Origin of the sequence: Brooklawnia sp. (assembly GCF_049651565.1) — a bacterium.
Lineage (GTDB): Bacteria > Actinomycetota > Actinomycetes > Propionibacteriales > Propionibacteriaceae > Brooklawnia.
Genome location: NZ_JBASCI010000236.1, coordinates 1 through 13,652, shown reverse-complemented (window position 1 = coordinate 13,652; position 13,652 = coordinate 1). Strand labels below are relative to the sequence as shown.

Genomic DNA, 13,652 nt, shown 5'->3' with positions numbered 1-13,652 from the left:
CAGCGCACCCTGGTAGACCAGCTCACCCAGTTCCCAGGTGGCGAAGAAGTCGCGCCGGACGCCGCGGTACCAGGCCTCCAGGGCGTCCAGGCTGGCGAGGTAGGTGAGGTTGCGTTCCAGGATCCTGGTCAGCTGGCGGTAGGAGTGCCTGGACACCGGCCGGGTGTGCGGGGTGGCCCGCTCGGGGATGACCAGCATGCCGTCGTCCGGCACGTCGCTGCGCAGCACCGAACCGGCGGCCACCACCGTGCCGTAGCCGGTCTGGATCGGTCCGACGGCGCCGCCCTGGCCGCCGAGGAAGATCGCCGGCTGGTCGAGCATGACGCCGCGGGGGACGTCGCCGAACAGCGACGCGGTGGTCTTGTTGCCGTCGGGGGTGAAGTTGAAGTGGATGTAGGACGACCCGACCTCGCTGTGGTCGGTGCGGCTGGTGCCGCCCGACATCAGGCAGTCGCAGAAGTTGATCAGGCTGCCCAGGGTGACGAACGGGAACAGGATGGTCTGCTTGAGTCCGACGCAGTGCGCACCGCCGGACTCCTCCTCCAGCAGGCTGCCCTCGCGGACGTGGGCGCCCAGCCCAAGGTTGGACCGGTCGAGGAAGACCGCCTTGGCGAAGTAGCCGCCCTTCAACTCGACGCCACGGCCGAGCTGGCAGTCCTCGATGGTGACCGGTCCTTCGGCGCCCAGGGTGCTGCCGGCCCCGATCACCGTCCGCGCGCCGCGGATGCGGCAACCGGCGTGGATGGTGACGCCGTCGCCCGAGATCCGGTCGGGATCGACGTCGTCGGCGATCTCGAGGCTGGCAGGGTTCGGGAGGCGGACACCCTTGGCCAGGAGCGCCGCGATCACCGGGGCAAGTGACTGTTGCGGGGTCGTACTCATCTGCGTCCTCACTGCTGCCGCGAATCGACCACGGAAGCGGTGCGAGTCTATATCGATCAGCCCTTGCCCGAGCACATCGGCGGGTCGTTTCGGCTGCCGCCGCCCGGCCGACGCGGGGCTGGCTGGGCAGTACGTGGCGGCAACTGGTTGTGAGGCCGGCACGGCGATCCGGTACAGTTGTGGCGCGCCGCAACCGCGGTGCGCGCGGACGTAGCTCAATGGTAGAGCCCCAGTCTTCCAAACTGGCTACGCGGGTTCGATTCCCGTCGTCCGCTCCCTCCCGGCCCGGGCTGCCTGCCCAATCGGGCGGATTGCGTTGGTCGCAGTCGCGCTGGCTATTATCAAACGGTTAGCGCAGGGCGGCCGCGTCCTGTTCCGCAATCAGCCAGGAGAACACGTGCCCAGCACTCTCGAACAGCTGAGCCCGACCAGGGTGAAGCTCACCATCGACATGCCCTTCGCCGATCTCGCACCGGCCATCGACGCGTCCTACAAGGAAATCGCCAACCAGGTGAACATTCCCGGTTTCCGCAAGGGCAAGGTGCCGGCCCGCTTGATCGACCAGCGCTTCGGTCGCGGCGTGGTGCTGCAGGAGGCCATCAACTCGGTGCTGCCGCAGGTCTACGCCGAGGCGGTGCGGGAGCATGACCTGCGTCCCCTGGGCCAGCCCGACATCGACATCAGCGAACTCAACGACGGCAAGAACGTCATCTTCACCGCCGAGGTGGACGTCCGGCCCGACTTCGACCTGCCGGACATGGCCGGGGTCAAGGTCGAGGTGCCCGTGGTGCAGGTCACCGACGAAGAGGTCAACGAGCGCGTCGAATTGTTGCGTGACCGGTTCGGCAGCCTGAACGACGCCGATCGTCCCGCCGCCGAGGGTGACGTGGTGACGATCAACCTGACCGCCCGTCAGGACGACACCGTGCTGGAGGACGCTGAGGCGTCCGACGTGCCGTACAAGATCGGCTCCGGCGGCATGCTGGACGGCCTGGACGAGGCCCTGGTCGGGATGAGCGCCGGCGAGTCGAAGAAGTTCACCTCCACCCTGGTGGGCGGCCCGAACCGTGGTGAGGACGCCGAGGTCGAGGTCGAGGTGGTCAAGGTGCAGGAGCAGGAGCTGCCCGAGGTGAACGACGAGTTCGCCCAGATGGTCAGCGAGTTCGACACTGCGGAGGAGATGCTGGCCGACCTGCGCGACAACCTGGTCCGGATGAGCCGCATCGACCAGGCCAACAAGGCCCGCGAGCAGGTGCTGCAGGCCGTGGTCGAGGCCACCGAGTTCGAACTGCCCGAGGCCCTGGTGGCTGCCGAGCAGCAGGCCCGCCGCGAGTCCATCGAGCAGCAGCTGACCCGCGCCGGCCTGACCGTCGACCAGTACCTGGACGAGACCGACGAGGAAGAGGCGGACACCCCCGAGGAGTTCTGGCAGACCATCGACCAGCGCGTGGTCGAGGGGCTGCGCTCGCAGATCATCCTCGACAAGTACGCCGAGGACGCGAACCTGGAGGTCAGCCAGTCCGAGCTGACCGAGCTGATCTTCGCCAAGGCCCAGCAGAGCGGCACCTCCCCCGAGCAGGAACTGCAGCACATGATGGAGCACGACCACGCCGCCGAGTGGATGGGCGAGGTCCGGCGGGGCAAGGCGCTGGGCGAACTGGTCGCGGCCGCCCAGGTGACCGACACCGAGGGTGAGCCGGTCGACCTGAGCCGGCTGCAGTCCGACGGCACGCTGGCCGAGGACGACGAACTCGACCTTGATGCGGCATCGCTGGACGACGAGTCGGTGGACGAGGACCGGCCGGCCGGTGAGGTGCCCGGAGAGCCGGTGGTCGACGAGGAGCCGGACGCCGACGAGCTGGCGGAGGACGCCGACGAGCTGGCGGAGGACGCCGACGAGCCGGCCGAGGATGCCGACGAGAAGCCGGCCACCAGGCGGAAGACCAGGTCGCAGGACTGACCCGCAGCGCGGTGGCCCTCTTGATGCAGCCGAAGGGGGCCACCGTTCTCGATCAAGCCAGACCAACCAGCGAATAAGAGGGGTAGCCATGGCACCCGGGCCGGAGGGCACCGCCGCCCAGCCACGGTTCAACATCGTGGTGATCGGGCTGGCGGCGTCCCTGGTCTGCCTGCTGGTGCTGCGTGAGTTCGCAGGCATCATCGGCCCGCTGTTCCTGGCGCTGAACCTGATGATCACCGCCTACCCGGTGCACACGTGGCTGGTGCGCAAGGGCACCCCGTCGTGGCTGAGCGCGGTGGTCGTGTCGCTGACGGTCTTCGCGGTGCTGCTGGCGATCGTGGTCGGGTTGATCTGGTCGGTCACCGAGATGATCAGCCTGATGCCGCAGTACTCGCGGGAGTTCATCCAGCTCTACGACCAAGTGGTCGACCAGTTCATCCGGTGGGGCTTCGACGCTAACGCGCTGGAGAACCTGATGAGCTCGCTCGACCCCACCCGGCTGCTGGGCGCTGCCACCTCGGTGGTGTCCGGGGCGTCCGGGGCGGTCGGGCTGATCGGCATCGTGGTGGCGGCCATTGTCTTCCTGGCGATGGACACCCCCGGCATGGAGCGGCGGATCCGGATGATCGCCACCAGCCGGTCGAAGATCGGCGTCGCGATGGGCAGCTTCGCCCGCGGGGTTCGCCGGTACTGGCTGGTCACCACCATCTTCGGCCTGATCGTGGCGGTGCTGGACGGCATCGCGCTGGCCCTGATGGGTGTCCCGCTGGCACTGGTCTGGGCGCTGTTCAGCTTCCTGACCAACTACATCCCAAACATCGGCTTCGTGATCGGCCTGATCCCGCCCGCCCTGGTGGCGCTGTTCGCCAACGGCTGGCAGACCGCGCTTGCGGTGATCATCATCTACTCGGTGTTGAACTTCGTCGTCCAGTCGATCATCCAGCCGCGCTTCACCGGCGAGTCGGTGGGCGTCACCCCCACCACGTCGTTCGTCTCGCTGCTGCTGTGGACCGCCGTGCTGGGCGGCATGGGTACCCTGCTGGCGTTGCCGCTCACCCTGCTGGTCAAGTCATTGCTGATCGACGCCGACCCGCGCGCCCGCTGGGCCAACGCCCTGATCGCCAGCGACCCCGTCTCGGCCGAGGACGCCGATTCCGACGACGACATGGCACAGTTCTGAGCATGGCACGCCGCCAGCGAACACCTGTGGGAAGCGCTCGGTTTTGTCGGTAGGGGGCGGTAGGTTCATTGTGTGATTCACGACATGACAACCTTGCGCGCCGCAGCGGCGGGATCGTCCGGCAGCATGACCGACAATGTGTACCAGTCGCTGTTGGCCAACCGAATCGTTTTCCTCGGCTCAGAGGTGCGAGACGAGAACGCCAATGCGATCTGTGCTCAGATGTTGCTGCTGAATGCCGAAGACCCGGCGAAGGACATCTACCTCTACATCAACTCCCCTGGTGGCTCGGTTGATGCCGGGATGGCCATCTACGACACCATGCAGTGGATCAGCAACGACGTCGCAACCGTGGCGATGGGCCTGGCCGCGTCGATGGGACAGTTCCTGCTGTGCGCCGGCGCGCCCGGCAAGCGCTACGCCCTGCCGCACGCCCGCATCCTGATGCACCAGCCCTCCGGTGGCTTGGGCGGTACCGCGTCCGACATCAAGATCCAGGCCGAGCAGTCGCTGCACCTGAAGCGGCAGATGGCCGGGCTGATCGCCCAGCACACCGGGCAGTCGATCGAGCAGATCGAACGCGACTCAGACCGTGACCGTTGGTTCACCGCGCAGGAGGCACTGACCTACGGCTTCATCGACCATGTCTTCGAGCGCGCCTCCCAGATCAAGACTCCCGACGCACCGAACCAGTGAGGACGCCAAGCATGACCCCGAACCCGATCCCCGGCACCAACCTGCCGCAACTGCCGTACGGCAGCAGCGGTCTCGAACCGCGGATGGACTACATCATCCCGCAGTGGGAAGAGCGCACCAGCTACGGTGTGCGCCGGGTTGACCCGTACACCAAGCTGTTCGAGGAACGCATCATCTTCCTCGGCACCCCGATCAGCGACGAGATCGCCAACGCGGTGATGTCGCAGTTGCTGGTGCTGCAGTCGATGGACACCGAACGCCCGGTCTCGATCTACCTGAACTCGCCCGGCGGTTCGTTCACCGCGCTGACCGCGATCTACGACACCATGCGCTACATCAAGCCGGACGTCCAGACCATCTGCCTGGGCCAGGCCGCCAGCGCGGCCGCTGTGATCCTGGCTGCCGGCGCCAAGGGCAAGCGGCTGGCGCTGCCGAACTCGCGGATCCTGATCCACCAGCCGGCGATCGCCGGTGAGGGTTCCTACGGCCAGTCGTCCGACCTGGAGATCCAGGCCAAGGAGATCATGCGGATCCGCGGCCTGATGGAGCAGATGCTGGCCGAGAACACCGGACAGCCGATCGAGAAGATCAGCCGGGACGTCGAGCGCGACAAGTTCCTGACCGCTGACGAGGCCGTCGAGTACGGCATCATCGACGACATCCTGACCTCGCTGTCGGACACTCGCTAGTTATCCACGATCTCGGGTAGCCCTCAGCTTGCGCCCTTGAAGGGGCGCTAGGGTGGGGGACCCGGGACAGATGAACCTCAACAAGGAGGGAGCCATGGCTCGCATCGGTGAGAGCGGAGACCTTTTCAAGTGCTCCTTCTGCGGCAAGAGCCAGAAGCAGGTCAAGAAGCTCATCGCAGGACCAGGGGTGTACATCTGCGATGAGTGCATAGATCTATGCAACGAGATCATCGAGGAGGAGTTCAGCGACGAGACGCCAGCCCAGAGCAGCGCTGACCTGCCGCGGCCGGCCGAGATCCGGGCCTTCCTCGACGACTACATCATCGGCCAGGACTCGGCCAAGAAGACGCTGTCGGTCGCGGTGTACAACCACTACAAGCGGATCCAGTCGCAGCGCGCCGGCGGCCGTCACCACGACGACGACGTCGAGCTGGCCAAGTCGAACATCCTGCTGATCGGCCCGACCGGCTGCGGCAAGACCTACCTGGCGCAGACCCTGGCCCGGATGCTGAACGTGCCGTTCGCGATGGCGGACGCGACCGCGCTCACCGAGGCCGGCTACGTGGGTGAGGACGTCGAGAACATCCTGCTCAAGCTAATCCAGTCGGCCGACTTCGACGTGAAGAAGGCCGAGACCGGCATCATCTACATCGACGAGATCGACAAGGTGGCCCGCAAGTCCGAGAACCCGTCGATCACCCGCGACGTGTCCGGTGAGGGCGTCCAGCAGGCGTTGCTGAAGATGCTGGAGGGGACGGTGGCGTCGGTCCCGCCGCAAGGGGGACGCAAGCACCCGCACCAGGAGTTCATCCAGATCGACACCACCAACATCCTGTTCATCGTGGGTGGGGCGTTCGCCGGGCTGGAGCACATCATCGACGCCCGCATCGGGCAGCGTCCGCTCGGCTTCACCGCCAGCCTCGACCAGCGCGTTCCGCGCGGCAACGACCCGTTCGCCGGGGTTCGTCCCGAAGACCTGCAGAAGTACGGCCTGATCCCTGAGTTCATCGGCCGGTTGCCGATGATCGCCACCGTGCCGAAGCTCGACGAGCACGCCTTGGAACGGATCCTGGTCGAGCCGCGCAACGCCCTGGTAAAGCAGTTCCGCAAGCTGTTCGATCTCGACTCGGTGCAGCTGGAGTTCACCGACGGCGCGATCCGGGCGGTCGCCGAGAAGGCGCTGGAGCGCGGTATCGGTGCCCGGGGGCTGCGGGCCATCCTCGAAGAGCTGCTGCTCGACGTGATGTACGAGGTGCCGGGGCTGCCCGACGTCGGCCGGGTGGTGGTCACCGAACAGGCGGTCCGGGGTGAGGCCCGGCCAGAGCTGGTCACCCGCAAGCGGATGTCCCAGCGTACCGAGCTGTCCGCGTAGCCCTCGCCCCAGCGGCATCGTCCGGGGACGGGGCGGCGGACTTTCGTCCGACACGCAGATGAGCTGGTGAGTTCGTCATTTGAGAACTGGCTAGGCTTGCCCGGTGGAATACATCTCGACGCGCGGGTTACCCGGGGCGCCGACCGCCAGCTTCAGTCACATCCTGCTGGAGGGGTTGGCTGCCGACGGGGGCCTGTACGTCCCTGCCCGCTACCCCCAACTCGACGAACAGATCCTCGAGGACTGGCGGGCCGTGCTCGCCACCGCGGGCTATTCGACGCTGGCCCAGCGCGTCCTGCAACTGTTCATCGATGACATCCCGGCCGACGACCTGCTGGGCATCTGCCGGCGCGCGTACACCACCGAGAAGTTCGGCCGGCCCAGCATCGTGCCGGTCGACCGGATCGGCGACGGACCGCTGTGGATCGGCCATCTGTCCAACGGGCCCACCGCGGCGTTCAAGGACATGGCGATGCAGTTGCTCGGCGAGTTCTTCGAGTATGAGCTCGCCCGCCGTGACGGTCGACTGACCATCCTCGGCGCCACCAGCGGCGACACCGGTTCGTCCGCCGAGTACGCGATGCGTGGACGCGACCGGATCAGCGTCTACATGCTCACCCCGGCCGGGCGGATGACACCGTTCCAGCAGGCCCAGATGTTCAGCCTGTCCGACCCCAACATCCACAACATTGCCGTCGACGGGGTCTTCGACGATTGCCAGGACATCGTCAAGGCGGTCAACGCGGACGCCGGATTCAAGGCCGCCTACCGGATCGGTGCGGTCAACTCGATCAACTGGGCTCGCCTGGTCGCCCAGGTCGTCTACTACGTCGCCCTGTGGCTGCGGGTCACCACCCGCAACGACCAGCGGATCAGCTTCGCGGTGCCGTCCGGCAACTTCGGCAACATCTGTGCCGGGCACGTGGCCCGGCAGATGGGCCTGCCGATCGACGCACTGATCCTGGCCACCAACGAGAACGACGTGCTGCACGAGTTCTTCCAGACCGGGGTCTACCGGGTGCGGCAGGGCAGCGAGGTGGCCGCCACCAGTAGCCCGTCGATGGACATCAGCAAGGCGTCCAACTTCGAGCGGTTCGTCTTCGACCTGCTGGGCCGGGACGGCGCCCGGGTCGCCGAGCTGTTCGGCGAGCGGCTGGCCCGGGACGGCCGGTTCGACCTCTCGCAGACTCCCGAGTTCGCCCAGCTCGCCGACCGCTACGGCTTCATCAGCGGCTCCTCGACCCACGCCGACCGGCTGGAGACGATCCGCGGGCTGTGGGAGAACAACGGCGTGCTGATCGACCCGCACACCGCCGACGGCGTGCACGTCGCCCACCAGTGGCTGAGGCGGGTGAACTCGCCGATCGTGGTGCTGGAGACCGCGCTGCCGGTCAAGTTCGCCGAGACCATCCACGAGGCGGTCGGCGTCGTGCCCGAGGTACCGGCCCGGTTCGCCGGCATCCTGGACGCGCCCCGACGGGTGGTCGAGCTGCCCAACGACCCCGAGGCGATCAAGCGCTACATCGCCGAGCACGAGCCCGCCGGCTGAGCCCGCCGGCCGAGGCCATGGTCACGACCCGCTGGCCGCCAGCGTCACGTCGACGGAGATCTGCTCGCTGTTCGGCACGAACTCCAGCTCACCGGTGATCCGGCCAACCGCCCGCAGGTCGGTGCTGATCGCCTGCAGCCGGTCGAGCGATTCCTGCGGCCCCATCACGACCGCCCGGTCGACCTCCGAACGCATCTTCACCTGCGCCCGCGACTTGGCCCCGCGGATCGCCATCAGCACCGCGGCGATGTCGTCCAGCAGGGCGGCGTCCCCGCCGGTCGGCAGTTCGTCCACGGTGGGCCAGGCGGTCCGGTGCACCGAGCCGGGCTGCCACCAGCTCCACACCTCCTCGGTGACGAACGGCATGAACGGTGCGAACAGCCGCAACTGGACGCCGAGCGCGAGCTGCAGCGCAGCCTTCGCCGAGGCTGCCCCGCGGTCGTCGTCGGGGCCGTAGGAGCGTTCCTTGACCAGTTCGAGGTAGTCGTCGCAGAAGGTCCAGAAGAACTTCTCGGCCGCCTCCAGCGCGTCGGTGTACTGGAACTCGTCGAATGCGCTGGTCGCCCGGGCGACCACGGCGCGCAGCGCGGCCAGCATCGCCAGGTCGTCCGGTTCGCTGATCGCCTCGGGCCGGGCCGGTGCGTGCTTGTCGAGGACGAACTTGGACGCGTTCAGGATCTTCATCGCCAGTCTGCGGCCGACCTTCATCTGCGACTCGTCGAACGGCGAATCGGTGCCTGGCCGGGCCATCGCGGCGCGCCAACGCACCGCGTCAGCGCCGAACCGGTCGAGGATCTCGGTGGGCACCACGACGTTGCCCTTCGACTTGCTCATCTTCTTGCGGTCGGGGTCGACCACGAACCCGGAGATCGCGGCCCGCCGCCACGGGAGCCTGCCCTCCTCCAGGTGGCTGCGCACCACCCGGCTGAACAACCAGGTGCGGATGATGTCGTGTGCCTGCGGGGCCAGGTCCATCGGGAAGGTCAGGTTCCACAGCTGGTCGTCCCGCTGCCAGCCGCAGACGATCTGCGGGGTGAGTGAGCTGGTGGCCCAGGTGTCCATCACGTCCGGGTCGCCGATGAACCCGCCCGGCACGCCGCGCTGCGACTCGTCGAAGCCGGGGGCCGGCTGCGAGGCCGGGTCGACCGGCAGGGACGCCTCGTCGGCGGTGATCGGGTGGTCGTAGTCGGGTTCGCCGTCGGCGTCCAGCCGGTACCAGACCGGGAACGGCACCCCGAAGAACCGCTGCCGGCTGATCAGCCAGTCGCCGTTCAGCCCGCTGACCCAGTTGGCGTAGCGGTGCCGCATGTGCTCGGGGGTCCACCGCAGTTCTTCGCCGCGGGCCAGCAGTGCGGCCCGCAGTTCGGGGTCGCGGCCGCCGTTGGTGATGTACCACTGGCGGGTGGAGACGATCTCGAGCGGCTTGTCGCCACGCTCGTAGAAGTTGGTCATCCGGGTGGTCGGCTTCGGTTCGCCGACCAGCTCGCCGCGCTCGCGAAGCATCTCGACGGTGCCCTCGCGGGCCGAGAAGGTGGTTTTGCCGGCGATCCGGTCGAACGCCTCGGTGTTGACGATCCAGTCCGGCACCTCGCGCAGCACCCGGCCGTCGCGTCCGATGATGGTGCGGGTCGGCAGGTTCAGCTCGCGCCACCAGGTGACGTCGGTGAGGTCGCCGAAGGTGCAGCACATCGCGATGCCCGACCCCTTGTCGGGTTCGGCGTCCGGGTGGGCCAACACCGGGATCTCGACCTCGAAGACCGGGGTGGTGACGGTGCTGCCGAACAACGGCTGGTAGCGCTCGTCGTCCGGGTGGGCCACCAGCGCGCAGCAGGCCGCCAGCAGTTCGGGACGGGTGGTCTCGATCAGCACGTCCTCGCCGCCCGGGCGGTGGAAGTTGATCGCGTGGTAGAAGCCCGGGTACTCGCGGGCCTCCAGCTCGGCCTGCGCCACCGCGGTCTGGTAGGTGACATCCCACATCGTGGGGGCCTGGGCGAGGTAGGCCTCGCGTCGGGCGAAGTTCCGCAGGAAGGCCCGCTGGGCCACCGACTGGGCCTCCGGCGAGATCGTGGTGTACAGCAGGTCCCAGTCGACCGACAACCCGACCTGGCGCCACAGGTCTTCGAAGACCTGCTCGTCGACGCCGGTCAGTTCGTGGCACAGCTCGACGAAGTTGCGTCGGCTGATCGGCTGCTGCCGCTTTGGGTCGGGTTTGGCCGGCGGGGTGAAGTCGGGGTCGTAGGGCAGCGACGGTTCGCAGCGAACCCCGTAGTGGTTCTGGACGCGCCGTTCGGTGGGCAGGCCGTTGTCGTCCCAACCCAGCGGGTAGAAGACGTGCTTGCCGCGCATCCGCTGGTAGCGGGCCACCAGGTCGGTGTGGGTGTAGCTGAACACGTGCCCGACGTGCAGCGAACCGGACACCGTTGGCGGGGGAGTGTCGATCGAGAAGACCTGCTCCCGTGCCTGCGGACGGGTGAACGCGTAAGTGCCCTGCTGCTGCCACAGCCGGGACCACTTCGCCTCGAGGCCCTCGAGCACCGGTGAGCCCGGTACCTGCCATCCGGTGGTGTTGGTGGCGGGCAGGGTCGGGTCAGGTGCAGAAGTCATGGCCGGCATCCTAGTTAGTGCTGAGGGGCTCACGCCACGCGGTTGATGGCGTCGAGGACGGTCTGGGTGGTCTCGATCTCCGGGTTCTCGGGCTGCCACTGGTTACCGTTGACCGCGAAGTACGGGGTGTAGGTGACGTAGCTGGGCTTCAGCTCCTGCATCGCGTCGACGAAGTCGCTGGTGGAGCGGTTGTCGTAGCAGGCCTGGAACGCGGTCAGGGCCTCACCGCTCAGGCCGACCGCCTGCGGGAACTGGTCGCGCAGCTGCTGGTCGGTCCAGCCGGCGCCCTGGGTGGCGAAGACCTGCTGGCCGTACTCGGGGAAGGCGCCCTGCACGTCAGCGCAGGTGGCGGCCAGGTTCGACCGGTAGGAGTGGTTGCCCGCCCCGCCGCGGTCGAGCCCGTAGAGCATGTGGTAGCTCAGCTGGATCTCACCGGCGTCGGCGAGTTCCTCCAGCTTGGGGTCGATCAGCGCGGACGCCGACGCGCAGCCCGGGCACTGGTAGTCGAGGTAGACCTCGACCAGCGGCGTCCCGGTGTTCTGCGTCGAGTTGTTGTACACCAACCCGTTACCGGCCTCGTTGGCCGACGGCGGGGTGATCTGGCCCTGCTCGGCCCGCAGACCCTGCTCCTCGCGCTGCCGGGCCTGGTTCTGCACCAGCACCACCACCACGACCGCCACGATGACCACCGCCAGCACCACCGCGACCGCGGTGATGATCCGGCGGTTCCGGGCGCGCTGCGCCTCGGCCGCCTGCTGCACCCGCAGCTGCTCGCGCCGCGAGGTGGTCTCGGCGCGGGTCGACGGGCTGCTGGAGGCAGGCGAGGTGGGACGCGGCTGGTTCTGCTTGTTCTTGCTCATCTCGGCCTTCGGGTCAGTTGGTGGTTATGGAGTCGGGGTTGGCCGGCGCCTCGGCCGAGTCGTCCAGACCGTCGTCGGGGCCGGCGGGGACGCCAGCGGGTGCCAGCAGCCAGTTGTCCAGGGCCAGTACCGAGCGGGGCCGCACCCACAGCCAGACGCCGCAGGCCAGCCAGGCCAGGTCGCGGGCGATGTCCTGGACGTAGCGGGTCTGCTCGCCGGGGGGCAGCTCGCCGCCGGGGGTGAAGCAGCCGCAGTCGATCCGTAGCCCGTTCGACCAGGCCCAGATGATGCCGGCGATGAAGATCGCCATCGCGATCGCGCCCAGGGCGGCGCTGACCCGGGTGAACAGCCCGATCAGCAACATCACCCCGAGCGCGATCTCGATGAACGGCTGGGCGTAGCCGATGGCGGTCAGCGCCCACTGCGGCAGTGGCAACTGGAACAGTTCGACCTGGGCGACGTTGGCCTCCAGGCGGCCAACCTTCAGCAGGCCGGCGTAGGCGAGCGCGAAGCCGAGGGCCAACCGGGCTGCCAAACCCACCCAGTCCCGCCAGTCACGGGTCACCTGGGATGGGGCGACCTGGCCGGTCCATGAAGTCACGGCGCCCATGATAACCGAGCCGATCGCGCCCCCCGGTAGCCCCGAAGTGCGCAGTAGGCTGCAGCGCTATGACAGTTCCTGCCCTGCCGTCGCGCAGCATCGGCCATGCCGAACTGGTGGCGTACCTGACCGCGCGCTGGCCGGAGAGCCATCCGCAGCCGTCGCTGGAGCGGATCGCCGCGCTGTGCGAGCTGCTCGGCGACCCGCAGGACGCCTGCCCGGTCATCCAGGTCACCGGCACCAACGGCAAGGGCAGCACGGCGATCATGATCGACGCCCTGCTGCGGGCGATGGGGTTGCGCACCGGCCGGTTCTCCAGCCCCCACCTGGTTGATGCGACCGAACGGATCTGCGTGGACGGCCGGCCGATCAGCGCCGAGACCTTCGACGAGATCTGGTGGCAGATCGCCCCGATGGTCCAGATGGTGGACGCCCGGCTGCTCGGTGGTGGGGTGCCGATGACGTTCTTCGAGGTGATCACCGCGATGGCGTACGCCACCTTCGCCGACGCCCCGGTTGACGTGGCGATCGTCGAGGTCGGCATGGGCGGGGTCTGGGACGCCACCAGCGTCGCCGACGCCCAGGTCGCGGTGGTGACGCCGATCTCGCTTGACCACACCCACCTGCTCGGCGACACGATCGGCCAGATTGCGGCCGAGAAGGCCGGCATCATCAAGCCGGGCTCGGTGGCGGTGCTGGCCGGCCAGCCGCCGGAAGCCGCCACGGTGCTGATGGCCCGCTGCGCCGAGGTGGGCGCGCCGATGCGGCGCGAGGGCGTGGAGTTCGCGCTGGTCGAACGCCAGCGGGCGGTCGGCGGGCAGCTGCTGCGGGTGGACGCGATGGACGGCCCGGTGGGTGACCTCTTCCTGCCGCTGCACGGCGCGCACATGGCCCACAACGCCGCGCTGGCGGTGGCGGCGGTGGAGGCGTTCCGCGGCGCGCCGCTGAGTGCTGAGGTGCTCAGCGACGGCCTGGGTGACGTGGTGGCACCGGCACGGCTGGAGATGGTGGCCGACGACCCGGTGGTGGTGCTGGACACCGCCCACAACCCGGCCGGTGTGCGGGCAACCCTGGCCGGGTTGCGGGAGGCCTATGTCGCCCAGCCGCTGATCGGGGTGGTGGCGATGATGCGCGACAAGGCAGTCGGCGAGGTGCTCGACCTGCTGGCCGAGGAACTGGACACCATCGTGGTGACCTCGATGCCGGAGATCCCCCGATCGCTGGGCGTGGACGAACTTGCCGCACTGGCGGAGGAGTCG

At 68.2% G+C, this 13,652-nt stretch carries 11 protein-coding genes and 1 tRNA gene; 8 read left to right on the top strand and 4 right to left on the bottom strand.

The features are described from left to right. Positions 1-882, bottom strand: an 882-nt coding sequence (locus tag WBL05_RS11345; RefSeq protein WP_424226002.1) for a UDP-N-acetylglucosamine pyrophosphorylase, incomplete at its 3' end; no start/stop codon positions are given. 204 nt (positions 883-1,086) lie between these two features. Here WBL05_RS11345 and WBL05_RS11340 point away from each other — a divergent pair. The 7 genes from WBL05_RS11340 (at position 1,087) to thrC (ending at position 8,328) form a co-directional block, all read left to right on the top strand. Continuing rightward, positions 1,087-1,157, top strand: a tRNA-Gly gene (locus tag WBL05_RS11340). 122 nt (positions 1,158-1,279) lie between these two features. Then, positions 1,280-2,842 (top strand): trigger factor, encoded by a 1,563-nt coding sequence (gene tig / locus WBL05_RS11335; protein WP_424226001.1) that lies wholly within the window; start codon positions 1,280-1,282, stop codon positions 2,840-2,842. A gap of 88 nt (positions 2,843-2,930) precedes the next feature. Further along, positions 2,931-4,022 (top strand): AI-2E family transporter, encoded by a 1,092-nt coding sequence (locus WBL05_RS11330; RefSeq protein ID WP_424225999.1) that lies wholly within the window; start codon positions 2,931-2,933, stop codon positions 4,020-4,022. Positions 4,023-4,106: 84 nt separating this feature from the next. Continuing rightward, positions 4,107-4,718 (top strand): ClpP family protease, encoded by a 612-nt coding sequence (locus tag WBL05_RS11325; RefSeq protein ID WP_424225997.1) that lies wholly within the window; start codon positions 4,107-4,109, stop codon positions 4,716-4,718. A gap of 83 nt (positions 4,719-4,801) precedes the next feature. After that, positions 4,802-5,407, top strand: a complete 606-nt coding sequence (locus WBL05_RS11320; RefSeq protein WP_424226004.1) for an ATP-dependent Clp protease proteolytic subunit — start codon at positions 4,802-4,804, stop codon at positions 5,405-5,407. Between the two features lie 94 nt (positions 5,408-5,501). Next, positions 5,502-6,779, top strand: a complete 1,278-nt coding sequence (clpX, locus tag WBL05_RS11315; RefSeq protein WP_424225995.1) for an ATP-dependent Clp protease ATP-binding subunit ClpX — start codon at positions 5,502-5,504, stop codon at positions 6,777-6,779. Positions 6,780-6,882: 103 nt separating this feature from the next. Next, the gene (gene thrC, locus WBL05_RS11310) at positions 6,883-8,328 is read left to right on the top strand and encodes a threonine synthase (protein ID WP_424225994.1); all 1,446 of its coding nucleotides are present in this window, start codon (positions 6,883-6,885) and stop codon (positions 8,326-8,328) included. Positions 8,329-8,349: 21 nt separating this feature from the next. Here the strand turns inward: thrC and valS are convergent, their stop codons facing one another. From valS to WBL05_RS11295, 3 genes are read right to left on the bottom strand one after another with little or no spacing between them, the layout of a single operon-like run. Beyond that, on the bottom strand, positions 8,350-10,932 hold the full coding sequence (valS, locus tag WBL05_RS11305) for a valine--tRNA ligase (protein ID WP_424225993.1): 2,583 nt from the start codon (positions 10,930-10,932) through the stop codon (positions 8,350-8,352). Positions 10,933-10,961: 29 nt separating this feature from the next. Then, complete coding sequence (locus WBL05_RS11300; RefSeq protein WP_424225991.1) at positions 10,962-11,792, bottom strand: DsbA family protein; 831 nt, start codon at positions 11,790-11,792, stop codon at positions 10,962-10,964. A gap of 13 nt (positions 11,793-11,805) precedes the next feature. Further along, positions 11,806-12,393 carry a DoxX family protein gene (locus tag WBL05_RS11295; RefSeq protein ID WP_424225989.1) on the bottom strand — a complete coding sequence of 196 codons (588 nt, stop codon included), beginning with the start codon at positions 12,391-12,393 and terminating at the stop codon, positions 11,806-11,808. Positions 12,394-12,461: 68 nt separating this feature from the next. Between WBL05_RS11295 and WBL05_RS11290 the strand changes: the two genes are divergently transcribed. After that, a partial coding sequence (locus tag WBL05_RS11290; RefSeq protein WP_424225988.1) for a bifunctional folylpolyglutamate synthase/dihydrofolate synthase occupies positions 12,462-13,652 on the top strand: 1,191 nt, incomplete at its 3' end.